19 protein-coding genes are annotated in these 21,989 nt (G+C 74.9%); 8 read left to right on the top strand and 11 right to left on the bottom strand.

What is annotated here, in order from left to right:
• The first annotated feature begins 181 nt into the window (after positions 1 to 181).
• From M0638_RS08370 to M0638_RS08355, 4 genes are read left to right on the top strand one after another with little or no spacing between them, the layout of a single operon-like run.
• Entirely contained in the window at positions 182 to 1,360 is a 1,179-nt protein-coding gene (locus M0638_RS08370) for an acyl-CoA dehydrogenase family protein (RefSeq protein WP_248666515.1), read from the top strand.
• Entirely contained in the window at positions 1,357 to 1,542 is a 186-nt protein-coding gene (locus tag M0638_RS08365; RefSeq protein WP_248666514.1) for a hypothetical protein, read from the top strand. The genes M0638_RS08370 and M0638_RS08365 overlap by 4 nt, the downstream gene beginning before the upstream one ends.
• An 11-nt stretch (positions 1,543 to 1,553) precedes the next feature.
• Entirely contained in the window at positions 1,554 to 2,525 is a 972-nt protein-coding gene (locus M0638_RS08360; RefSeq protein ID WP_248666513.1) for a Bug family tripartite tricarboxylate transporter substrate binding protein, read from the top strand.
• Between the two features lie 32 nt (positions 2,526 to 2,557).
• Positions 2,558 to 3,670: an LLM class flavin-dependent oxidoreductase gene (locus M0638_RS08355; RefSeq protein ID WP_248666512.1), complete on the top strand. Its 1,113-nt coding sequence runs from the start codon at positions 2,558 to 2,560 to the stop codon at positions 3,668 to 3,670.
• Between the two features lie 98 nt (positions 3,671 to 3,768).
• Here M0638_RS08355 and M0638_RS08350 read toward each other — a convergent pair whose 3' ends face one another.
• From M0638_RS08350 to M0638_RS08300, 11 genes are all read right to left on the bottom strand, one after another.
• Complete coding sequence (locus M0638_RS08350) at positions 3,769 to 4,497, bottom strand: alpha/beta fold hydrolase (RefSeq protein ID WP_248666511.1); 729 nt, start codon at positions 4,495 to 4,497, stop codon at positions 3,769 to 3,771.
• Between the two features lie 213 nt (positions 4,498 to 4,710).
• Positions 4,711 to 5,547, bottom strand: a complete 837-nt coding sequence (locus tag M0638_RS08345) for an alpha/beta fold hydrolase (protein WP_248666510.1) — start codon at positions 5,545 to 5,547, stop codon at positions 4,711 to 4,713.
• A gap of 607 nt (positions 5,548 to 6,154) precedes the next feature.
• A complete protein-coding gene (locus tag M0638_RS08340) occupies positions 6,155 to 7,288 on the bottom strand; it encodes an ABC transporter ATP-binding protein (RefSeq protein WP_248666509.1) in 1,134 nt (377 codons plus the stop codon).
• Positions 7,275 to 8,147 carry an ABC transporter permease gene (locus tag M0638_RS08335; protein ID WP_248666508.1) on the bottom strand — a complete coding sequence of 291 codons (873 nt, stop codon included), beginning with the start codon at positions 8,145 to 8,147 and terminating at the stop codon, positions 7,275 to 7,277. Before M0638_RS08335 ends, M0638_RS08340 begins: the two co-directional genes overlap by 14 nt.
• A complete protein-coding gene (locus tag M0638_RS08330) occupies positions 8,144 to 9,004 on the bottom strand; it encodes an ABC transporter permease (protein ID WP_248666507.1) in 861 nt (286 codons plus the stop codon). The genes M0638_RS08335 and M0638_RS08330 overlap by 4 nt, the downstream gene beginning before the upstream one ends.
• Before the next feature lie 20 nt (positions 9,005 to 9,024).
• Entirely contained in the window at positions 9,025 to 10,065 is a 1,041-nt protein-coding gene (locus M0638_RS08325; protein ID WP_248666506.1) for an ABC transporter substrate-binding protein, read from the bottom strand.
• A 302-nt stretch (positions 10,066 to 10,367) separates the two neighbouring features.
• Entirely contained in the window at positions 10,368 to 11,297 is a 930-nt protein-coding gene (locus tag M0638_RS08320; protein WP_248666505.1) for a 2-hydroxyacid dehydrogenase, read from the bottom strand.
• On the bottom strand, positions 11,297 to 11,566 hold the full coding sequence (locus tag M0638_RS08315; protein ID WP_248666504.1) for a hypothetical protein: 270 nt from the start codon (positions 11,564 to 11,566) through the stop codon (positions 11,297 to 11,299). Before M0638_RS08315 ends, M0638_RS08320 begins: the two co-directional genes overlap by 1 nt.
• Positions 11,567 to 11,852: 286 nt before the next feature.
• Entirely contained in the window at positions 11,853 to 12,926 is a 1,074-nt protein-coding gene (locus M0638_RS08310; RefSeq protein WP_248666503.1) for a TRAP transporter substrate-binding protein, read from the bottom strand.
• 52 nt (positions 12,927 to 12,978) lie between these two features.
• On the bottom strand, positions 12,979 to 15,093 hold the full coding sequence (locus M0638_RS08305; protein ID WP_248666502.1) for a hydantoinase/oxoprolinase family protein: 2,115 nt from the start codon (positions 15,091 to 15,093) through the stop codon (positions 12,979 to 12,981).
• 6 nt (positions 15,094 to 15,099) lie between these two features.
• On the bottom strand, positions 15,100 to 16,911 hold the full coding sequence (locus tag M0638_RS08300; protein WP_248666501.1) for a hydantoinase B/oxoprolinase family protein: 1,812 nt from the start codon (positions 16,909 to 16,911) through the stop codon (positions 15,100 to 15,102).
• Between the two features lie 915 nt (positions 16,912 to 17,826).
• Here M0638_RS08300 and M0638_RS08295 point away from each other — a divergent pair.
• From M0638_RS08295 to icmH, 4 genes are all read left to right on the top strand, one after another.
• Positions 17,827 to 19,248: an FHA domain-containing protein gene (locus M0638_RS08295; RefSeq protein ID WP_248666500.1), complete on the top strand. Its 1,422-nt coding sequence runs from the start codon at positions 17,827 to 17,829 to the stop codon at positions 19,246 to 19,248.
• Between the two features lie 107 nt (positions 19,249 to 19,355).
• Positions 19,356 to 19,805, top strand: coding sequence for a type VI secretion system lipoprotein TssJ (gene tssJ, locus M0638_RS08290; RefSeq protein WP_248666499.1), 450 nt, complete (start codon positions 19,356 to 19,358; stop codon positions 19,803 to 19,805).
• Positions 19,806 to 19,807: 2 nt separating this feature from the next.
• Positions 19,808 to 21,133 carry a type VI secretion system baseplate subunit TssK gene (tssK, locus tag M0638_RS08285; protein ID WP_248666498.1) on the top strand — a complete coding sequence of 442 codons (1,326 nt, stop codon included), beginning with the start codon at positions 19,808 to 19,810 and terminating at the stop codon, positions 21,131 to 21,133.
• Between the two features lie 3 nt (positions 21,134 to 21,136).
• On the top strand, positions 21,137 to 21,970 hold the full coding sequence (gene icmH, locus M0638_RS08280; protein WP_248666497.1) for a type IVB secretion system protein IcmH/DotU: 834 nt from the start codon (positions 21,137 to 21,139) through the stop codon (positions 21,968 to 21,970).
• Positions 21,971 to 21,989 lie beyond the last annotated feature (19 nt).

Genomic DNA, 21,989 nt, shown 5'->3' with positions numbered 1-21,989 from the left:
GGGGCGCCGCCCCTTGGCAATCCCCGCCGGGGGCGAAGCCCCCCGGACCCCCCGTTGGGTTTCCGGCCCGCGCGTTCCAACCCGCGAGGCCCGGAACGCCGGCGGAGGTCCAGGAAGGGCGGCGCCCTTCCTGGTGGGGCCCGGGGCGAAGCCCCGAACCGCGCGAGACGAGGAACGCACGATGTCCGTTGCCCTGACCCTTGCCGCCGCCGCGCCCGACCTGCGCGCATCCGATCTGCATGCCCTGGCCCGCGACTTCGCCGCCGCGGCGCCGCTGCACGACCGCGAGGGCAGCTTCCCGCACGCGAATTTCGCCGCGCTGCACGAGGCCGGTCTGCTCGCCCTGACCGTGCCGCGCCGCTTCGGCGGCACCGGCGCCGGGCTGGCCGAATCCGCCGAGGCGATCGGCATCGTCGCCGAGGGCTGTGCCGCCACCGCGCTGGTCTTCGCCATGCAGCTGCTCAAGCACGCCGCCGCCGCGCGCGGCGGTCGCTGGCCGGCGGCGCTGCATGCGCGCATCGCGACGGACGCGGTGCGCCACGGCGCGCTGATCAACGCGCTGCGGGTGGAGCCGGAGCTGGGCTCGCCGACGCGCGGCGGGCTGCCGGCGACGGTGATCCGGCGCGCGCCGGATGGCGGCTGGGTGCTGGACGGGCACAAGCTCTACTGCACCGGCGCGCCGGGGCTGCGCTGGCTCGACGTCTGGGCGCGCACCGACGAGGACGCGCCGCGCCTCGGCCATGTGCTGGTGCCGGCGGACGCGCCGGGCGTGCGCATCGTCGAGACCTGGGACCATCTCGGCATGCGCGCCAGCGGCAGCCACGACGTGGTGTTCGAGGGCGTGCGCCTGCCGGAGGAGAACGCCGCCGAGCTGCGCCCGCCCGCTTCCTGGCGCGACGCCGATCCGGAGCAGGCGGCCTGGAACGCCGTGGCGCTCGGCGCCCTCTACACCGGCGTGGCGCGGGCGGCGCGCGACTGGGTGGCGGACTTCCTGCGCCGGCGCGTGCCCAGCGGCCTCGGCGCGCCGCTCGCGACTCTGCCGCGCATGCAGGAGAAGGTGGGCGAGATCGAGGGGCTGCTCGCGGTCAACGCAAGGCTGGTCGACGCGACGGCTGCCGACACGGATCGCGGCGCGGTGCCCGCACCGGGCGAGGCGGCGCTGCTGAAAACGGCGCTGGTGGAGAACGCCATCCGCGCGGTGGAGATCGCCGCCTCGCTGGCCGGCAACCACGCGCATGCGCGCGGCAACGCGATCGAGCGGCACCTGCGGGACGTGCTCTGCGCCCGCGTGCACGCGCCGCAGGCCGACGCGGCGCACCTCGCCGCCGGCCGCGCGCGATTGCTGGAGGAGGGCCGATGAGCCGGCTCCGGCCCCTCATCGCGCTGCTCTGGCGCACCACCCTGCTCTGGGTGGCCGCGATCCTCGCCATCGGCGCCAGCGGCCTTGCCGGCTCGCGCGAGCGCACGGCCGCCGGTCCCGTTCCCCTCGTCGCCGCCCGCCCGGGCGGCACCGTCCAGGTCGCGGACACGACCCAGCCATGAGTGCGCCCACCATGCCAACCCGCCGCCGACTGCTCGCCGCCGCGCCGCTGCTGGCGTTTCCTGCCCTGGCACCACGCCTCGCCCGCGCGGGCCAGGCGGCCGACCGGCCGATCCGCTACGTGGTGCCCTACCCGCCGGGCGCCACCAACGACAACACGGCACGGCTGATGTCGCGCGCCCTGGGCGAGCGGCTCGGGCGCAGCGTCATCGTGGAGAACCGCGCCGGCGCGGCCGGCGTGCTGGGCGCGCGGCTGGTGGCGCAGGCGGCGCCGGACGGCGAGACCCTGCTCAACGTCTCGGGCGCCATCTTCGTGGTGGCGCCGCACCTCAACCAGGCCGGCTTCGACCCGCTGCGCGACTTCGCGCCGGTGGCCTTCACCGGCAACGCCTACAGCGTCGTCGCGGTCAACCCCGCCGTGCCGGCGCACGACGTGGCCGGGCTGCTGGCGCTGGCGCGTCGCTCGCCGGGGTCGCTGAACTACGGCTCGTCGGGCATCGGCTCCTCCGGCCATCTGCGCGGCGCGCTGCTGGCCGAGCAGGCGGGCGCCGAGATGGTGCACGTGCCCTTCCCCGGCAGCGCGGCGGCGGTGAACAGCGTGCTGTCGGGCGACACGCAGCTGATCGTCGACCCGGCGGCGATGCCGCTGATCCGCGACGGCCGGCTGCGCGGCCTCGCCGTGGTGGGGCCGGAGCGCTGGGCCGCGCTGCCGGACCTGCCGACGCTGGACGAGCAGGGCATCGGCCGCGACTGGCCGGATGGCGGCTGGTTCGCCGTCTTCGCCCCCGCCGGCACGCCGCGCGACACGGTGGCGCGGCTGAACGCCGCCTACAACGAGGCGCTGGCCGAGCCCGCCATCGCGGAGAGGCTGCGCGGCCTCGGCCTGCGGCCGACGCCGCTGCCGCCCGGGGCGGTCGCGGACCGCCTCGCCGCCGACTTCGCCGCCACGGGCGCCGCGCTGCGCCGCCTGCGGCTCACCGCCTGACCGCCAGACCACGCACCGAACGAGGAACCGCCATGACCGAACATCCCATCCAGTTCATCGGCATGATCTCCCACCGCCCGTCCTCGGAGATCCACCCGCCGAGCGGCCCGAACTTCCAGCCCGACTACATCGCCCGCTTCGCGCAGGCGCACGAGGAAGGCGGCTTCGACCGCGTGCTGGTCGCCTGGCACTCCAGCTCGCCCGACGCGCTGCTGGTGGCGAGCCACGCGGCGGCGAACACCAAGCGCCTCGGCTTCATGGTGGCGCACCGGCCGGGCTTCATCGCGCCGACCCTGGCGGCGCGGCAATTCGCCACCTTCGACCAGCTCAGCGGCGGCCGCGCCGGCATCCACATCATCACCGGCGGCAACGACGCCGAGCAGCGCCAGGACGGCGACTTCCTCGACCACGCCGAGCGCTACGCCCGCACCGACGAGTATGTCGGCCTGCTGCGCCGCGTCTGGACCGAGACGGCGCCCTTCGACCATGCGGGCCCCTACTACCGGTACGAGCGCGCCTTCTCCGACATCCGGCCGGTGCAGAGCCCCTATCCGCCGATCTTCTTCGGCGGTTCCTCGGAGGCCGCCGTGGCCTTCGCCGGCAAGCACGCCGACGTCTACGCCTTCTGGGGCGAGACGCTGGAGCAGGCGCGCGAGAGCATCCGCCGCGTGCGCAGGGCGGCGGCCGAGGCGGGGCGCGACCCGGCCTCGATCCGCTTCAGCCTCTCGGTGCGGCCGGTGCTGGGCGACACGGAGGAAGGGGCATGGGCGCGGGCGCGCGGCATCCTGGAGCGCATCCGGGAGCTGCGCGGCGAGCGCTTCGGCCAGGGCACGCCGAAGCCGCAGAGCGAGGGCTCGCGCCGGCTGCTGGAGGCGGCGAAGGGCGGCGCGGTGCGCGACAGGCGGCTCTGGACCGAGGTGGCGGCCGCCGTCGGCGCCGGCGCCAACACCACGGCGCTGGTCGGCACGCCGGAGCAGGTGGCCGAGGCGCTGCTGGAATACCGCGCCCTCGGCGTCGACACCTTCCTGATCCGCGGCTTCGACCCGCTGGAGGACGCGATCGACTACGGGCGCCGCCTGCTGCCCGCGACGCGCGCGCTGGAGTCGGCGCGACTGCGCCAGGGGCCGCCGCGCGCGGCGGCCTGAGGCCCGTCGCCGCCGGCGACGTGACGCGTTCACCCGCCGTGGCCGGCTCCCCGGCCGGCCATCCGAGGATGCGTCCGGCCCGTCGGATCGGGACGGGATCAGGCCGGGGGGCCGGCCCTCTCCGCGGAGGTCACCGCGGCAACGGCATCGAGGATGGCATCGGCGACCGCCTTCGGCTGGGAGAGCGGCGACATGTGGCTGGATGCCAGCTCGACCGTCCGTGCGTTCATGCGGGTCGCAAGCTCGCGCTGCAGCTCGACGCTCACCGCCCGGTCGTCGCCGGAGACGAGGTACCAGCACGGCCGGTCGGACCAGGCCGCCTTGCCGACCTTGTCACCGAAGGTCGACAGCCCCAGCGGGGTCTGGACCACCGACAGCAGAAGCGCATCCTCCCTGCCGAGATCCTGCGCCACATTGTGGATCCAGCTTTCGGGACTCATTTTGAGATAGCCGTTGCCGAAGGGCACGACGCCGCCCAGCGCGGGCGGGGCGGGATGGGCCGAGACCTGATCGCCGGTCGACTGCCCGGCATCCGGCGCGAAGGCCGCCACGAAGACGAGGGCCTTCACCTTCGGATCATTGCCGGCCTCGGTGATCACGGTTCCACCCCAGCTGTGCCCCGCGAGCACGACCGGACCGTCGATGCTGTCGAGTGTCAGCCGCGTCGCGGCGACGTCGTCGGCCAGGGAGGTGGTCGGATTCTGCACGGCGACCACGCTGAGCCCCGCTCCGAGAAGCAGGGGGATGACGCTTCTCCAGCTGGAGGCGTCGGCCCAGGCGCCGTGCACGAGAACGACCGTCGGTGCGCTCGAGGCGGGATGGGACATGGGTTCCTTCCTTCGTGCCGATCGGGAGAGGCGGCGGAAAATCTGCGTCGTGCCACCGGGGCACCCACCGGGGCACCCTCGCGCGTGCGGGTGCTCCATGCGGGATGGATCGTCTCGCGGAGACGGGCCGGGCCGGGGCCGTGACCGTCCGCACATCGGCGGCGATGGAACGCCTGCCCGTGCCGGCTGTCGCGCCCGCCGGATGGAGGCCGTTCAGCCCTTCACGAAGGCGAGGAGATCGGGGTTGATCACGTCGGCATGCGTGGTGAGCATGCCGTGCGGAAAGCCCGGATAGGTCTTCAGCGTGCCGTGCCGCAGCAGCTTGATCGACCTCAGTGCCGCGTCGGCGATCGGGACGATCTGGTCGTCCTCGCCGTGCAGCACCAGGGTCGGCACCGTGATCGCCCGGAGGTCCTCCGTCTGGTCCGTCTCCGAGAAGGCCTTGATGCCGTCGTAGTGCGCCTTGGCGCTGCCCATCATGCCCTGGCGCCACCAGTTGTCGACGACGCCCTGGTACACCGTCGCCCCCGGCCGGTTGAAGCCGTAGAACGGACCGGCCGCGACATCGACGTAAAGCTGCGCCCGGTTGCCGGCGACGCCCTTGCGGAAGCCGTCGAACACCTCGATCGGCAGTCCCTCCGGGTTGCCCGCCGTCCGCAGCATCAGCGGCGGCACGGCGGAGACCAGCACCGCCTTCGCGACGCGCCCGCTCGCCTGCCCGTGCCTGGCGACGTAGCGCGCGACCTCGCCGCCGCCGGTCGAGTGCCCGATATGCACGGCGTTGCGCAGGTCCAGATGCTCCACGACCGCCGCGGCGTCGGCGGCGTAGTGGTCCATGTCGTGGCCCTCGCTCACCTGCGCCGACCGGCCGTGGCCCCGCCGGTCATGCGCGACGACGCGGTAGCCGTTGGCCAGGAAGAACAGCATCTGCGCGTCCCAGTCGTCGGCGGACAGCGGCCAGCCGTGATGGAACACGATCGGCCGCGCCTCCCTCGGCCCCCAGTCCTTGTAGAAGATCTGGACGCCGTCCCGTGTGGTGACGCTGGACATGGCAGGAACTCCTTCGCGGGCTGGGGCAGCGGCGGCTGCGGGAATGAGCGGCGACGCGGGATGGCCGGCGGCCGTCGCCGGCATGGCAGCGCCAGGTCCCGGAACGATCCGGCGCGTCGGGGGTTCGGCCGGGCTTCAACCGGACCGGGCCGGCACGGTCGACATGGCAGGATCCTTCGTACAGGCGGCATCCGCGCCGCGGATCCTTAGCGACCGGCTGTTCGGGCGCGCAATCATACGATGGTGGCAGTATCCCGATGCGGTGACTGCCGGCATCGAGGGCGACCGCGTGCGAGGATGGCAGGAATCGCCGGATGGCGCGGTCTCTCCGCCAGCGGGCGAGTGGGCGGGGCGACGCCCGGCCCTCGGAGGCCCGGCCGATTCAGGAGGCCTGGAACGTCTCGCGGGACCCGGCACGACGGTCCGTTGGGCGAGCCGGCCCGCCTCCGGACGGCGCGGAACCGGCAGGGCGCGGACCGGAGCCGCCGGGCGGGTGCGCCCAGCCTGAAAATGCTCCCCGCGCGGCGCGCGCCCGACCCGGCGGCGCCGTCCTTCGGCGTGCCCGGGGATCGCCGAGGAGCGGGCGCCCGGGACGGCGCCCTGCCGCTCAGGCGGCCGGGAAGGCCGACGGCATGGCGCCGTCGGCCGCCGGCACCAGCGCCACCGCCAGGCGCTCCCCCACCGCGAAGCCGCCGCCGGCGACGCGCAGCAGGATGCGTCCCGACGGCGCGAGCGGCGTCTCGATCTGCAATTCCGTGCGGTCCCCCATGTAGGCGCGGGCGGCGATCCGCCCCTCCAGCAGCGCGGGGCCTTCGCGCGCCGGCGCCAGGCATTCGGGGCGGATGAACACCTCCACCGCCGCGCCCTCCGCGACCCCGTCGAGCGGCGCCGACGGCACCGGCAGCGCCGCCTCACCCACCTGCACCACGGCCGACGCGCCGCCACGGCGCAGCAGCCGGCCGCGCAGCACCGCCGCGTCGCCGACGAAGCCGGCCACGAAGCGGTCGGCGGGCCGGCGGTAGATCGCCTCGGGCGTGTCGTACTGGAGGATCCGCCCCTCCGACATCACCGCGATGCGGTCCGACATGGACAGCGCCTCGTCCTGGTCGTGGGTGACGAAGACGGTGGTGACGCCGAGCCGGCGCTGGATCTCCTTCAGCTCCGTCTGCATGGCGATGCGCAGGTTGCGGTCGAGCGCCGAGAAGGGCTCGTCGAGCAGCAGCAGGCGCGGGCGCGGCGCCAGGGCGCGGGCCAGCGCCACGCGCTGCTGCTGCCCGCCCGAAAGCTGCGCCGGCCGGCGCGCGGCGAGATGCGCGAGCTTGACCAGCGACAGCGATTCCTCCACCCGCGCCGCCTCCGCCCGGCCGCGCAGGCCGCGGCAGCGCAGCCCGTAGCCCACGTTCCGCGCCACGCTCATGTGCGGGAACAGCGCGTAGGACTGGAACATCATGCCGATGTCGCGCTCCCACACCGGCCGGTCGGTGATGGGCTCGCCGTCGAGCAGCACCTCGCCGCCATCGGCCCGGGCGAAGCCGGCGACGAGGTTGAGCAGCGTGGTCTTGCCGCAGCCCGAGGGGCCCAGCAGCGTGACGAACTCGCCGCGCTCCACCTTCAGCCAGGCCTCGTGCAGCACGGTCAGCGCGCCGTAGCGCTTGCTCACCCCGTCGAGGCGCAGCATCGGCCGCGCGGCGCGCGCCGGCGCGGCGGGCGCCTCGAGCGTCAGCGTGTCAGCCGCCGGCATGGCCGCCCTCCGCGTGTTCGGTGCCGAGGACACGGCCGAGGCCGATCAGCCGGTCGGCCAGGATCAGCAGCGCGGCGGTGGCCAGGATGTAGAGGGCGGAGAGCGCCGCCATCGAGGGATCGGCGTACTCGCGCACGTAGTTGTACATGGCGACGGGCAGGGTCTGGGTCCGCTGCGAGGTGACGAAGAGCGAGGCGGTGAACTCGTTGAAGGAGAGCACCGCCGCGAACAGCCAGCCGCCGGCGAGGCCGGGCGCGAGCGAGGGCAGCGTGACGGTCCACAGCACGCGCCAGGGGCGCGCGCCGAGCGCCATCGCCGCGTCCTCCAGCCGCCGGTCGGCGTTGCGCAGCGAGATGTGGACGCTGCGGATCACGAAGGGCAGCACCAGCACCACGTGCACCGCGATCACCAGCGCGAAGCCGCGCGGCAGCCCGGCCGAGGCGACCAGGATCAGCGCGCCGAGGCCCAGCACGAAGTGCGGCACGATCAGCGGGGCGGCCAGCAGCGCCTCCAGGAAGCGCCGGCCCGGGAAGCGGTAGCGGTCGATCGCGTAGGCCGCCGCGGCGCCGATCGCCAGCGCCAGGGTGGAGGCCGCCAGCGACACGATCGCGCCGTTGGCGGCGCCGGCGCGGAAATCCTCGTAGGCCAGCGCCTGCGCGAACCAGCGCAGGGTGAGGTCGCGCGGCGGGAAGGCGGTCACGGCGCGCGTGTCGAAGGCGGCGACGCAGGCGACCAGGACCGGCACCAGAACGTAGGCCAGCAGCGCCAGCACCAGCAGCCGCCCACCCCAGCGCCGCAGGGTGCCCGCGGCGTCGCGCCGCCGGCGGCGCGCCCCGGCGGCGCCCGCGGAAGCGCTCATGGCGCCGCCCTGCCGAGCCGGGCGAGCGGCCGCAGCGCGCCGCCGAGCAGCGCCAGCGCCAGCGCCGTCAGCGCCAGCCCCGCCGCCGAGAGCGCCGCGGCGAAGGGGAAGTTGAAGGAGGCGAGGCCGAGCGAGTAGACGAGGTTGGAGACGAGGTTCACCTTGCCGCCGCCGATGATCTGCGGCGTCGCGAAGGCGCTGAAGGTCCAGGCGAAGGCGGTGGTCAGCCCGGCGACGACGCCGGGCAGAGAGAGCGGCAGGGTCACGGTGAGGAAGGTGCGCACCGGCCCGGCGCCCAGCGCCTGCGCCGCCCGCTCCAGCGTGCGGTCCACATGCGCGAGGCCGGCGGCCAGCATGATCACCACCACCGGCAGGGTGACGTGCACCAGCGCCAGCAGCACGCCGGTGCGGGTGAACATGAGCGGCAGCGGCCGCTCGATCAGCCCCAGCGCGCGCAGCGTGCCGTTGACGAAGCCGTTGCCGCCGAGCACCACCAGCCAGGCGTAGGTCCGCACCACCTCGCCCAGGAAGAGCGGCGTGACCGAGGCGATCAGCACCAGCGAGCGCACCCAGCGCCGGCGCGCCCGCACCAGCGCGTAGGCCAGCGGGTAGGCGGCCAGCAGCGAGAAGGCCGCCGTCATCAGGCAGATCAGCACCGTGTCGAGGAACACCCCGGCGTAGAGCGGCCGCAGCAGGGTGGCGAAATTCGCCAGCGTGAAGCCGCCCGGCTCCAGCGAGCCGGGCACGTGCGCGCGCAGCGCGTACTGCAGGATCGCCGCCAGCATCGCGACGGTGCCCGCGGCGGCGAGCGCCGCGGGGGTGACGAACCAGCGCAGGAAGGGTCGGTCGTTCCGCATCGGGCGGCGCGCGGGCCGGATCAGCGGGCGATGATGTTCTCCTGGAACCACTGCCGCCACTCCGCCGTCTTCTCGGCGCGCAGCCGGTGGTCGATCACCAGCGCCTGGGTGTTCCACTGCTCGGCGGAGGTGAAGATGCCGGGCAGCGAGGCCACCTCGGGCGCGAGCCGCGCGCCGGCGACGGTGGGCGATCCCTTCTTCTCGGTGGCGATCGCCGCCTGCACCTCGGGGTCGAGCACGGTGTTGATGAACCGGTAGGCGAGCTCCTGCCGGCGGCTGCCCTGCATGACCGAGACGGTGTCGATGCCGAGCACCGCGCCCTCCCTCGGCATGGCCAGGCGGAGCGGCGTGCCCTGCGCGGCCATGTAGTGCGCGTTCATCGACAGGATCACCTGCACCGGCGTCTCGCCGCTGCCGATCAGCTGCTGGCCGTTGGCGTCGCTGGTGTAGAAGGCGTGGAAGCTCGGCCGCAGGGCGCGCAGCCGGCCCTGGGCGCGCTGCCATTCGGTGATCGGCACACCTTCCAGCTTGCAGGCGACGGCGATCAGGTGGCTCGGGTCCCAGTCGGGGGCGGCCAGCCTGTCGGCCATCGCCGGCTTCCAGAGATCGGCCCAGGACTCGAACGCCATGTCCTTCACGATGTCCGGGCGGTAGCCGATCGTGTACACGTAGGACCAGGCGCCGACATGCATCGGGCTGATCCGTGCCTGCGGCACCAGGCCGGCGGCGTTGGGGATGCGGCCGAGGTCGAGCGTCTCGAACAGCCCGTCATTGGCGTAGAGCCAGCCGATATGGCTCGTCGTGAAGGTGATGTCGGTCTCGGGCGAGCCCTTGGCCAGCTTGGCCTTGTTCAGCCGGTCGATGGTGCCGCCGGTGACGAACTCGACCGGCGCGCCGGTCTCGGCGGTGAACTTCCGCCCCACCTGGCTGGCGACGAGGTCGCGCCAGGAGCCGCCCCAGACCGAGACGCTGAGCTTGCCGGCCTGCGCGTTGGCGAGGTGCGGGGTGGCGAGGGCGGCGGCGCCGAGCGCCAGGGCGCTGCGTCGGGAGAGAGCGGGCATTCTCGTCAACTCCGGCTGGCCCGGCGGTATGTCCCTGTGCGGGAGGTCGCCCGGGATGTCTGCATCGGCCTGCGGGATCGCCTGGCAGCGGGATCGCCCGGCAGTGGGATCGCCTGGCAGTGGGATCGCCTGGCAATCGGTGTGCCGGAATGAGGGCAGGCCCTCCCTTCACGGCGCGCCGGTACGGCCGGGGATGCGCGCCGGCAGCCCGGCGGGTCGACGCGCGGCGCCGGCCTCGGAACGGCCTCCGGCGCCGCGCCGCCGGTCCGGCCGGCCCCGACCGGTTGCCGACGGGTTGCGCATCAGTAGCCCCGCCCTGCCTGCACCTCGTGCAGCGGCGGCCGGCCGGCCAGCACGCGGCGGATGCTCTCGGCCACGTCCGGCGCCGCCTCCCCGGGCACGGTGATGCTGGCGATGTGCGGCGTGATCAGCACGTTCTCCATGGCCCAGAGCGGGTGCTCCGGCGGCAGCGGCTCGCGGTCGAACACGTCGAGCGTGGCGCCGCCGAGCCGCCCCGAGCGCAGCGCCTCCACCAGCGCCGCCTCCGCCACCACCGGCCCCCGCCCGACATTCACCAGCGCGGCGCCGCGCGGCAGCAGCGCCAGCATCCCGGCATCCAGCAGGCCGCGCGTCGCGCCGGTCAGGGGCAGCATCACCACCAGCACGTCGGTGGCCGCGAGCAGCGCGCGCAGCCCCGCCTCGCCGTGCAGGCAGCCGATCCCGGGCAGGGATTTCGGCGAGCGCGACCAGCCGCGCACCGTGTAGCCCATCGCCGCCAGGGCCAGCGCCGCCGCCGCCCCCAGCTCGCCGAGGCCGAGCACGCCGACGCGACAGGCGTCGAGGGGGCGCGGGTGGATGTAGCGCCATTCGCGCCGCCGCTGCGCCGCCTCGAAGGCCGGGATGTCGCGCGCGTGGCGGGTGACGGCGAAGACCACGTAGGAGGTCATCAGCCGCACCATGCCGGGGTCGTTCAACCGGCTGATCGGCACCGCCGGCAGGTCGTCGCGCCCGAGCAGCGCGTCCGCCCCCGCGCCGAGGTTGACCACGAGGCGCAGCCCCGGGAAGCGCGCGAAGTAGCCCGGCGGCGGCTTCCAGGCCAGCACCGCCTGCACCTCGGCCGGGTCGCCGGGCCGCTCGTCGGTGCGCCAGTCGAGGTCGGGCAGGTGCCGGCGCAGCGCCGGCTCCCAGTCCGCGGGCGAATCGAGGCTGCTGTGGAAGGCGACGACCGGCATCAGCCTTCCCCCGCCGGCAGCCGCGCCATGGCCTGGACGGCCGGCCCGCAGCCTGGCACGCCGGGGCCGGACACGCCGCCCGGCACGCCCCGGCTGGTGCGGCCGCGGGGCCGGAAGGGCGCGCGGCGGTGGATGTCGCTCATCCGCCCCTCCTTGAACGGAGCCGGGAAGCTCCCGGCGCTGCAGGCACCCCCGGCGCCGCCGCGCGGGTCGAGGCCGCAGGGGTTCACGGCGGGTCCGTTCGGGAAGCAGGCGGTGCGGACGGTCATGCGGCGGTCCCTGGCGACGCCGCCACGGCGACGTCGCGGCGGGCATGGGTTCGGCCCGCCCTCGGGGGCGGCGGCCGCGCCCGTCCTTGCACGGATCGGGCCGGCGCGCCGTGTCGGGCGGCGGCCGGTCCCCGGCGACGAACGCCACGGGGCCGCGCGCGCCCCGCCATGCGCCTTGCCACCCGCAAGGCGGCGCGGGCGGCCGGACGGTCCCTTCCGGGCGTGCCCCGGCGCGGAGGGAACCCCGCGGCAGGACCCGCCGCCGGGCGCCCGGAGACGAGGCCCTTCAGCCGCCGAAGCGGATGCCCGAGATCGGCGCGATCACCTGGTTGTAGATCTCGCCGCAGCGGGCGCCGCAGCGCTGCACGAAATTCGGCAGCACGGTGCGCTGGAAGGTCTCGCGCACCAGGGCCCGGTCGGCATCGGAGGCACGCACCTCGACGATGGGGCGCGCGGCGAGCGGGTGCAGGTGGCAGCCGGCGGCCTGCCCGGTGGCGCAGTCGAGCCCGTCGCGCGTCGCGGCGGCGCCGAGTTCCCACTGCCTGTCGACGATCTCGCGGAAGCTGGCCTCCAGGAAGTCGCGCACCGGCGGGTCCAGCCGGTTCCACCAGGCGAGGTTCACCAGATAGCCGGTCAGCGCCCAGGAGAGCGGCAGGTCGGAGATGTGCGAGGTCACCTCCGGCCAGCGCGCCGCGGCGCCGCTGCCGGTGCCGGTGACGGCGCAGTCGGCGACGCCGCGCTCCAATGCGCTGTACACCTCGGGAAAGCCGAGGCTGACGGGCTGGCCGCCGATCGCCGTGACGAAGTCGGTCAGCGAGCTGCCGAAGGTGCGTATCCGCCGCCCGCGCAGGTCGGCCAGCGAGCGGAAGGGCGCGCGGCACCAGATCACCTGCGCCGGGAAGGGATAGATGCCGAGCACCCGCACGCCGAAGCGCTGCAGGTCCTGGTTGGCCTGGGGCAGGATCGCCTCGGCGATGCGCTTGGCCATCGGCATGTCCGGGCTGAGGCCGGCGAGGTCGATGCCGTCGAGGAAGGGCACGTCGCCCGAGATGGTGGAGAGCGTGCCGCCGCCGATATCCGCCTGGCCGGAGCGCACGAGGCGCACGATCTCGCTGCCGCCGAGGTTGCGCTCGGCATGGGTGGAAAGCTGCACGGCGATGCGGCCGCCGCTGCGCTGCGGCAGCAATTCGCGCAGGTAGGGCACGTCGACGCGGGCGAATTGCGGCTGCGTCGGCAGCGGCTGCGTCACCGCGACGATGTTGACGCGCGGCCCGGCGACGAGGCTCTGCGGCACCTGCGCCAGGGCCGGCAGCGTTGCCGCGGCGAGCATGGCCAGCCCGCCGATCACGTGTCGCAGCATCCGCTTCTCCTCCGCCGCCGTGCGGCCCGGCCCCGGATTCAGCGCCGGGGGTTCAGCCCTGGATGTCGATGACGATGTTGCCGAAGCCGTCCAGCGACGCGGTGCAGCCCGGCGGCACCAGGCAGGTCGCGTCGTACTCCTCGACGATGCAGGGGCCGGGGCGCGGCGTGACGAGGTCGGCGCGGGCCAGCACCGGCGTCTCCAGCCAGCCGTGCCGCGCGCCGAAATAGGCCGGGCGCGGCGGCTGCGCCGGCACCGGGTTGGCCGCCTGCAACCGCTCGGGCATGCGCGCCGACTCCGGCAGGCCACGGCCGACCAGTTGCAGCCCGACGATCTCCACCGGCTCCTCCGGCCCGGCGCGGTGGCCGTAGGTGCGCTCGTGCTCGGCGCCGAAGCCCTCGGCCAGCGCGGCCAGGGTGTCGGGCCCCACCGGCCCGTCCGGCAGCTTCACGGCGAGGTCGAAGGACTGCCCCTGGTAGCGCAGCCGCGCGGTGCGGCGTATCTCGCGCCGCCCGGGCGGGAAGCCGTCGGCGGCGAGCCTGGACGCGGCCTCCTCCTCCAGCGCCGCGACGCCCGCGGCGAGCTCCGCCACGGGCAGGCCCAGCAGCAGCCGGCGCCAGCTCCGCGTCAGGTGGTATTCCACATCCGAGCAGAGCAGCCCGACGGCCGAGAACACGCCGGCCGAGGGCGGCACGATCACCCGCTTCAGCCCGAGCGTCATCGCCATGCCGGCGGCGAAGAGCGGGCCGTTGCCGCCGAAGGCCACCAGCGCGAAGCGGCGCGGGTCGCGGCCGCGCTCGGAGGAGACCGCCTTGATGGCGCGGATCATGTTGGAGGCGGCGATCAGGTGCGCGCCATGCGCCGCCTGCTCGACGGAGAGGCCCAGCGGCGCCGCCACGCGCTCGGCGATGGCGCGGCGGGCGCGTTCCGCGTCGATGCGCAGCTGCCCGCCGACGAGGTGGGTCGGGTTCAGGTAGCCGAGCGCGAGGTTGGCGTCGGTGACGGTGGGCTGCTCGTTGCCGAGGCCGTAGCAGACCGGCCCCGGCCGCGCCCCGGCGCTCTCCGGCCCCACCTGCGGCGCGCCGGCCGGGTCGATCCAGACCAGCGAGCCGCCGCCCGCCCCCACCTCGGCGAGGTCGATCGCCGGCACCTTGAGCTGGTAGCCGGCGCCGGTCAGCAGCCGCGATCCCACCATGATGCCGCCGCCCACCGAGTACTCGGCGGCGCGGCTGACCTCGTAATCCTCGATCAGCCCGGCCTTGGCGGTGGTGCCGCCCATGTCGAAGGAGATGACGCGCGGCTCGCCGATGCGCGCCGCCAGCGCCGCGGCGCCAACCACGCCGGCGGCCGGGCCGCTCTCGATGACGTGCATGGGCAGGCGCGCCGCCTCCTCGGCCGTCATCAGCCCGCCATTCGACTGCATCAGCATCAGCGGCGCGCCCACCGAGATGCCCGAGAGACTGCCGATCAGCTTCGTCAGGTACGCGCCCACCAGCGGGCGGACATAGGCGTTGATGACCGTGGTGGAGGTGCGCTCGTACTCCTTGATCTCCGGCAGCACCTCGGCGCTGAGGCAGAGCACCTTGCCGGGGGCGCGGCGCGCGACGATCTCGCCGATCCGCCGCTCGTGCGCCGGGTTGGCGTAGGCATGGATCAGGCAGACCGCGATGGCCTCGACGCCCTCCGCCAGCAGCGCGTCCACCGCCGCCTCGACCTCGGCCTCGTCGAGCGGCACCTCGACCTCGCCACGGACGTTGACGCGCTCGGTCACCTCGTGGCGCAGGTAGCGCTCCACCAGCGGCGGCGGCTTCTGCCAGTGCAGGTCGTAGAGGCGCGGCATGCGCAGCGTGCGGATCTCCAGCACGTCGCGGAAGCCGCGCGTGGTGATCAGGCCGGTGCGCGCGCCCTTCGCCTCCAGGATGGCGTTGGAGGCGACCGTGGTCGCGTGCAGCACCTCGGCCACCGAGCGGCCGTCGAAGCCGCCCCCGTCCTTGGCGCTATCGTCGAACACGGCGAGCAGCCCCTCGACGATGGCGCGGCCGTAGTCGCCCACCGAGGAGGAGACCTTGCGCGTGCGCACCTCGCCGTTGCGCGAGACGAAGACGATGTCGGTGAAGGTGCCGCCGATGTCGACGCCGACGCGCCAGGCGGGGGAGGCTTCCAGCATGCCGCGCTACTCCGCCGCCCGGGCTGCTTCCGGGGCCGCCGCCGGCGCCGGGCCGCGGTTCACCGCGGGCGGCGGCGCGCCGCCGCGGGCCCGGGCGAGCTCGCGGCGCAGCGCCGCCGTCGCCGGCTCGTCCACCGCCCATCGCCCCGTGTCCACCACCACCCCGTAGTCGTCGCGCGCCGCCCCGGGCGAGACCAGCCCGTTGCGCACGTCGCGCAGCACCGCGGCGGGGTCGCGTTCCAGCGGGTCGCCCCAGCCGCCGCCGCCCGCCACCTCATGCCGGAACACGTCGCCGCGCCGGATCGTGATGCAGAACTTGGAGGGCAGCACCTCGGTCGCGCCGTCGCGCGTCAGCGTGTTCATGGAAGGCTTGCCGGGCAGGCCGCCATACAGGCCGAAGGGCCGGAAGGTCCGCCGGTCGGAGCGCACCTGAAGCACGCCCTCCGTCTCCAGGAAGCGGTACTCGCGGCAGAAGGGCGCGCCGCCCCGGTACCGGCCGGGGCCCATCGTGTCCGGGATGAAGCCGTAGGAGAGGATCTGGATCGGGTGCTCGGCCTCGGTCACCTCGATGGGCTGGGAGGACATGTTGGCGAACATGTGCGAGTTGCCGTCCAGCCCGTCCGCCCAGGGGCGGCCGCCCCAGGCGCAGCAGGTGAAGTCGACGTAGATGAAGGGCCGGCGCTCGGCGTCGTAGCCGCCGATCGAGACGCCGGTGTTGCCGCCGTCGCCCGCGGCGCCGACGCGGTCGGGCAGCATCATCGCCAGCACGCCGAACATCGCGTCCACCATGCGGAAGCCCGTCAGGCCGCGCGCGGCGCAGGCGGCGGGCAGCACGGCGTTGGCGATGGTGCCGGGCGGCGCCACCACCTCGATGGCGCGGAAGTAGCCCTCGTTGTTCGGGATGTTGGCGGGCAGGATCGAGCGTATGCCGCAGTAGGAGGCGGAGCGCGTGAAGGACAGGGTGTTGTTGATCGCGCCCTTCACCTGCCGCGAGCTGCCGGTCCAGTCCACCACCAGCCGGTCGCCGGTCTTGCGCAGCGTCACCTGCAGCGGGATCGGGCGGCCCGGCTCGACGCCGTCGTCGTCGATGTGGTCGAGGAAGCGCCACTCGCCGTCCGGCAGGTCGCGGATCGCCGCGCGCGTCAGCCGCTCCGCGTAGTCGAGCAGCTCCGCCATGTAGGCGACCACCTTGCCGGCGCCGTACTGGCCGACCAGGTCGCGGAAGGCGCGCTCGGCGATGGTGCAGGCGGCCATCTGCGCCCGCAGGTCGCCGAACACCTTCACCGGCACGCGCACGTTGCGCTCGACGAAGGTGAAGAAGGTCTCGTTGGGGCGACCGCGGTCGTAGATGCGCATCGGCGCGATGCGCAGCCCCTCCTGGTAGATCTCGGTGCTGTCGGAGGCGTTGGAGCCGGCGACGCGGCCGCCGACATCGGTGTGGTGGCAGATGGTGGCGGCGATCGCCAGCCGCTCGCCATCGACGAAGATCGGGCGGAACAGGAAGATGTCGGGCAGGTGCATGCCGCCCTCGAACGGGTCGTTGAGGGCGAACACGTCGCCCTCGTGCATGTCGTCGCCGAAGCGGCGCAGCACCGCCGCCAGCGCCGCGGGGATCGAGCCGAGATGGCTCGGCAGCGTCAGCCCCTGCGCCACCAGCCGCCCCTGCGCGTCGCAGAAGGCGGTGGAGTAGTCCATGTTGTCCTTGAGCACGGAGGAGTAGGTCGTGCGGTGGATGGTCAGCGCCATCTCGTCCGCCACCGAGAAGATGGCGTTCTTGAACAGCTCGAACTCGATCGGATCGTGCGTCTGCCCCGACATGCGGCCATCCGTCCTGCCAGGGCCCGGAGAGTGGCACAGCGGCGGCGCTTTGCCAGCCCGAATCAACGGCGCCTTGCCGTCGATTCCGATGTTCTGCCCGAAGACCGTGCAGGCCGACGCCTGCCGATCGGGCAATGCCGCGGGCGCAGGCGCAAAGAGCGGGCGCGGCGGCGCGCGGCGCATCGGGAGCGGACGCGGCGGCGCGGCCGATCGGGTGCATGATCCGCGCGGCGCGACGTCGATCGCGTCATCCTCGGGCGAGGCGTCGCCGGCGGTCGGGATGCGGCCCGCCTTCTCGCCGGCGGAGGCGCCCGGATGTGCCGGGAGCATGGAGAGGTGCGTCGCATGCGAACGCAAGGATGCCGGATGCACCGCCACCGCGACGTCGACGGAGGCGGCCGCCACATCGACGTCCCGCGCTCGGCCGGCAGGGATGCCGGGGCCGGCCGCGCAACGTCACCGTCGGCGTGAACTCCGCCCGTCCGCAGGCGGTGGCCGGGCCGAAGCGTGACGGCGGCGCCCCGCGACCGCGTCCATCCGCGCATGCGCCGGCAATGCCGCGGCGCCGGCCGCCATCCCCCTGTCCGGCGCGGTTCCCGCGGGCCGCGAAGGCGCTCCTGCCGGGCGGCAGATCCGCCGGCAGGCCGGTCCGGGCTGTCGATCCGTGCATCCCGGTGACACGCTCGGATTTTCGGTCGCCCGTCCGATTCCCCGCCTTGGATCGTGTCCGGAATACTCGTATCTGTGGAAGCGGCTCCAGGCTGGATCAATCATGGGTTTGGGAAACGGAAAAGTTTCAGTCCGCGCGGCACGTCGCATCCCTCGGGAGGAGCCTGTATCGACCGGAGCCCCGCAGGGCATGCCTGCTCGGCGGCCCTCGCGGCGCGGCGCCGGCTCGGCCGGACATGCCAGTGCATGCCGACCCTGTTCCTGACCGTGAACGGTCCGGAAGGACCTGCCGGCGCGCCCGCCGCCTTCGGAACGGACGGAGGCTGGATCGGGCGCGCCGCGGATGGCGCGCTCGTCCTCGTCGATCCCAGCCGCACCGTTTCGTCACGGCACGCACGGGTGGACTGGGACGGAACCGCCTTCGGGCTGACCGATCAGAGCCTGAACGGCACGCGGCTGAACGGCCGCCGGCTGGCGAGAGCGGAGCGCGGCGCGCTGCGCCCCGGGGACGAGATCGGGATCGGCGCCTTCCGGCTGCTGGTGGAGCCGATCGTCACGGAGCAGGCGCAGGCGCCGGCTGGCCCGACGGCGCGCCCCGACGCCCCGCTCCCCGATCCGCCCGCGGACGCCCCGCCGCACCGGCCGGCGCCGCCACCGCTCCCGGTCTTCGGCCTGCCACCGGCCGGGGCATCGGCACTTCCGACCTTCGGCGCGGCGCCGGCAGCCGATCCGAGTGACGGCGCGGCACCGACGGAACGCTTCACCCTGACCCTCGACGATCTGGTGGGGCCGCTGACCCCGCCGGCGACCGGGCCCGTCCCGCCGCCGGCGGACCTCCCTCCACCCGCCTCGGCCTTCCCGCCCGCATCCTCGCCATCCGCGTCCCTGCCTGCCCCACCGGCCGCCCCGCCGGCCGCCCCGCCGGCCGCCGCCATCCCGACGCCGGCACCGCGCCGGGACCCGTCCGAGGCGGGAAGGCTCCCCGCCATGGGCGCGCCGCCGCCCGACCCCTTGCCGCCCCCCTCGTCCCCCCACGGCACGAACGACGCGGCGACGGCGCTCGACGCCTTCTGGAGGGGCTTCGGCGTCTCCCCGCCGGCCCGGGCCGAGCCGGCCCTGATGGAATCGCTCGGCCAGGCCTTGCAGGAAGCCTGCCTCAGCGCCGGCGCGCTGCTGCGCGAGGTCGGGAGCGCGCTGCCGCCCCGCGCCGAGATCACCGACAACCCGCTCGCGAAGGGGCTGCGCGGCATCGGCGACTACCTGCGCACGCCGCAGCCGCAGCTCGCCGCGCTGCTGCACGCCGCCTTCGCCCTCGCCGCCGCGCGGGAGCGGCAGACCTGGACGGCGGCCGAGCAGGCGGCCAGCAACCTCACCCTTTCCCTCTCCGCCCGGGAGATCGAGAAGCGGCTCGCCGGGACGCTGCGCAGCCGGCTGCCGCTGCTCCGCCGCGCCGAGCTCTGGCACCAGTTCCAGGCGCTGGAGGCCGAGATACGCGAGGCGGCCGAGAGCCGCTTCCGCAAGGACCTGGCCGAGCGGCTGCGCGCCGAGCCGCGCCGGCTGACCTGGGACCCCGCCGCGGAACACGCCGCCGGCCCGGCCGGCCCCGGCCAGCTGCGCATCCCGGCGCGGTCGGCCCCGGCGGAGCCGCGGTCGACGGATCAGCACTGACGATGCGGCGCGACCGGGAGCCCCAGCGGGAGCCCCAGCGGGAGCCCCAGCGGGACTTTCACCGCGGGAGCCTGCCGCGGTACCCGCGCCGGGCCGCCGGAACGGGCATGGCCCTGATCGTGCTGCTCGGCGCCTGCGGCGCGGACCCGACCCGCACCAGCCTGCAGGTCAACGCCTCCCCCGGCGTGAACCCGAATTCGGAGGAGCAGCCCTCCCCCATCGTGGTGCGCGTCTACGAGCTGAAGTCGGTGGACACCTTCAACCAGCTCTCCTTCTTCGACCTCTACAACGAGGACGCGGCGAAGCTCGGCGCCGACCTGCTGAACCGGCGCGAGCTGGAGATGCAGCCCGGCAAGAGCCAGGCCTGGGAGCGCGACGCCGATCCCGCCGCCCGCTTCATCGGCGTCGTCGCCGCCTACCGCTCGCTCAACGGCATCACCTGGCGCGCCTCGGTGCCGCTCGAGGTGGAAGGCCGCAACCGCGTGCTGATCCAGCTCGACCCGCTCTCGCTCGCCGTCACCAAGCCCCGCCGCTCCCGCTTCCTCGGGATCTTCTAGCGATGTCGCTCTACGGCCGCCCGCTCTGGCTCGAGGGCCAGCTCATCCGCCCCCAGCACCTGCAGCAGCTCAACCGCTGGGTCGAGGCGCTGGTCGAGCAGCGCGTCGCCGCCGCCGGCGGCGATTCCTGGGGCGTGCGCAGCCTGCGGCTGGACGTGACCCAGCTCGCCCTCGGCCGCGTCGCCGTCGAGAGCCTGCACGCCGTCCTGCCGGACGGCACGCCGGTCCTCGCCCCCGACCGCGACCCGCTGCCGCCGCCACGGCTCGTCACGCCGGACGCGGCGGGCCGGCTGGTCAAGCTCGCCGTCCCGGCGCGCGCCAGCGACGAGCCGGAGCTCGATCCCGCCCATGGCCGCTACCGGCGGCACATGCAGCCCGTGCGCGACGTCACCGGGCAGGCGCCGACGGCGGAGCTGCCGGTCGCGCTGCCGCGGCTCGGCCTGCTGCTCGAGGGCGAGCCGGAGGACGACCGGATCACCATGCCGCTCGCCCGCGTCGCGCGCATCGAGGCGAGCGGGGCGGCGGTGCTGGATGCCGCCTACGTGCCGCCATCCCTGCGCCTCGGCGCCCACCCGGTCTTCGCCGCCTTCGCGCGCGAGGTGCAGGGCATGCTCGCCACGCGCGCCGATTCGCTCGCCGCGCGGGTCGATCCGTCGCGCGCCGGCGCCGACGTGATCGGCATGCTCGACCTCGCCCTGCTGCAGCTCCTCAACACCCACGAGCCGGTCTTCGCGCAGTTCGCGCGCCAGGAGGAGGCGCGGCCGGCCGCGCTGCACGCCGAGGCGCTGCGGCTGGCCGGGGCGCTCGCCACCTTCTCGCGCGTCGAGCGCCGCCCCGGCCCGCTGCCGGACTGGCGCCACGCCGATCCCTGGCCCCCGCTCGCCGGCCTGCTCGGCGCGATCCGCGCGGCGCTCAGCCAGCTCACGGTGGAGAGCGCCATCGCGCTCGAGCTGATCAGCCGCGGTCCGGGGATCTGGGTCTCGCCCATCGTGGATCGCAGCCTGCTGGGCAGCGCCAGCTACGTGCTCGCCGCGCGCGCCGAGATGGACCCGGAGCGGCTGCGCGCCGCCTTCCCGCCGCAGGCCAAGGTCGGCCCCGCCGAGGCCATCCGCAGCCTCGTCAACCTCCAGCTTCCCGGCATCCCGCTGCGGCCGATGCCGGTGGCGCCGCGCGAGATCCCGTTCCGCACCGGCACGGTGTACCTGGAGCTGGACCGCTCGGCGGAGATCTGGCGGCAGCTCCAGAACTCGCCCGCCTTCGCCTTCCATGTCGGCAGCGAATTCCCGGGGCTCGCGCTCGAATTCTGGGCGATCCGGCAGGGCGGCTGAGGGATGGCGCCGCCGGAACGCCGACTGCCGCTGTTCGACGGCCGCGCCGGCACCCCGGGCGACGACGCCACCCTCCCCGTGGAGGCGCGCCCCGCCCCTCCGCCGCCGCCCGGCGACAACGCCCCCCTGCCCGCCGCGCCCGCCGGCTACGGCCCGCTGGTGCGGGCCGCCTGGCCGCTGCTGGCGCTGCTGGCGCGGTTGCGGGAAGGGGCCGCCTCGGGCAACGCCGAGGCGCTGAAGGAGGCCTGCGTGCGCGCGCTGGGGCGCTTTCTCGAGGAGGCGGGCGCCGCGCGCCTGCGGCCCGAGACGAGCCAGGCCACCCATTACGCGCTCTGCGTCGCGCTGGACGAGGCGGTGCTGTCGACGCCCTGGGGCGACCGCAGCGAATGGGCCCAGTCCAGCCTGCTGGCGCGGCTGCACGGCGAGACCTGGGGCGGCGAGACCTTCTTCACCCTGGTGGACCGCGCCCTGGCCGACCCCGCCGGACAGGCGGACCTCGCCGAGCTGCTGCACCTGCTGCTCTCCTTCGGCTTCCAGGGCCGCTACCACCTGCGGCGCGACGGCACCGCCGAGGTGGAGGCGCTGCGCGACCGGCTCTTCGCCGTGGTCCGCCGCCGCGTCCCCGCCCCGCCCGCGCTGCCGGCGCCGCAGCCGCGCCGCGCCCGCCGTCGGCGCATGATCGGCTTCGTGCCGATCTGGGCGGTGCTCTCGGTCTGCCTGCTGGCGGCGCTGCTGCTCTTCGCCTGGCTCGAGCGCGGGCTGTACCGCGAGGCGGACCGCATCGTGCCGCAATTCGACTCCCTCGTCCCCGCCCCCGCCGCCGACGGGCCGCGCTGATGGCCCGCGACGCGACGAC

It is taken from the genome of Roseomonas acroporae, assembly GCF_023223525.1.
Classification (GTDB): domain Bacteria; phylum Pseudomonadota; class Alphaproteobacteria; order Acetobacterales; family Acetobacteraceae; genus Roseomonas_E; species Roseomonas_E acroporae.
This window is presented reverse-complemented; position numbering and strand designations above follow the sequence as displayed.

Coding starts and splice junctions, on each gene's coding strand:
- M0638_RS08370 (WP_248666515.1), top strand. CDS start 182: ATGTCCGTTGCCCTGACCCTTGCCGCCGCCGCGCCCGACCTGCGCGCA.
- M0638_RS08365 (WP_248666514.1), top strand. CDS start 1,357: ATGAGCCGGCTCCGGCCCCTCATCGCGCTGCTCTGGCGCACCACCCTG.
- M0638_RS08360 (WP_248666513.1), top strand. CDS start 1,554: ATGCCAACCCGCCGCCGACTGCTCGCCGCCGCGCCGCTGCTGGCGTTT.
- M0638_RS08355 (WP_248666512.1), top strand. CDS start 2,558: ATGACCGAACATCCCATCCAGTTCATCGGCATGATCTCCCACCGCCCG.
- M0638_RS08350 (WP_248666511.1), bottom strand. CDS start 4,497: ATGTCCCATCCCGCCTCGAGCGCACCGACGGTCGTTCTCGTGCACGGC.
- M0638_RS08345 (WP_248666510.1), bottom strand. CDS start 5,547: ATGTCCAGCGTCACCACACGGGACGGCGTCCAGATCTTCTACAAGGAC.
- M0638_RS08340 (WP_248666509.1), bottom strand. CDS start 7,288: ATGCCGGCGGCTGACACGCTGACGCTCGAGGCGCCCGCCGCGCCGGCG.
- M0638_RS08335 (WP_248666508.1), bottom strand. CDS start 8,147: ATGAGCGCTTCCGCGGGCGCCGCCGGGGCGCGCCGCCGGCGGCGCGAC.
- M0638_RS08330 (WP_248666507.1), bottom strand. CDS start 9,004: ATGCGGAACGACCGACCCTTCCTGCGCTGGTTCGTCACCCCCGCGGCG.
- M0638_RS08325 (WP_248666506.1), bottom strand. CDS start 10,065: ATGCCCGCTCTCTCCCGACGCAGCGCCCTGGCGCTCGGCGCCGCCGCC.
- M0638_RS08320 (WP_248666505.1), bottom strand. CDS start 11,297: ATGCCGGTCGTCGCCTTCCACAGCAGCCTCGATTCGCCCGCGGACTGG.
- M0638_RS08315 (WP_248666504.1), bottom strand. CDS start 11,566: ATGACCGTCCGCACCGCCTGCTTCCCGAACGGACCCGCCGTGAACCCC.
- M0638_RS08310 (WP_248666503.1), bottom strand. CDS start 12,926: ATGCTGCGACACGTGATCGGCGGGCTGGCCATGCTCGCCGCGGCAACG.
- M0638_RS08305 (WP_248666502.1), bottom strand. CDS start 15,093: ATGCTGGAAGCCTCCCCCGCCTGGCGCGTCGGCGTCGACATCGGCGGC.
- M0638_RS08300 (WP_248666501.1), bottom strand. CDS start 16,911: ATGTCGGGGCAGACGCACGATCCGATCGAGTTCGAGCTGTTCAAGAAC.
- M0638_RS08295 (WP_248666500.1), top strand. CDS start 17,827: ATGCCGACCCTGTTCCTGACCGTGAACGGTCCGGAAGGACCTGCCGGC.
- tssJ (WP_248666499.1), top strand. CDS start 19,356: ATGGCCCTGATCGTGCTGCTCGGCGCCTGCGGCGCGGACCCGACCCGC.
- tssK (WP_248666498.1), top strand. CDS start 19,808: ATGTCGCTCTACGGCCGCCCGCTCTGGCTCGAGGGCCAGCTCATCCGC.
- icmH (WP_248666497.1), top strand. CDS start 21,137: ATGGCGCCGCCGGAACGCCGACTGCCGCTGTTCGACGGCCGCGCCGGC.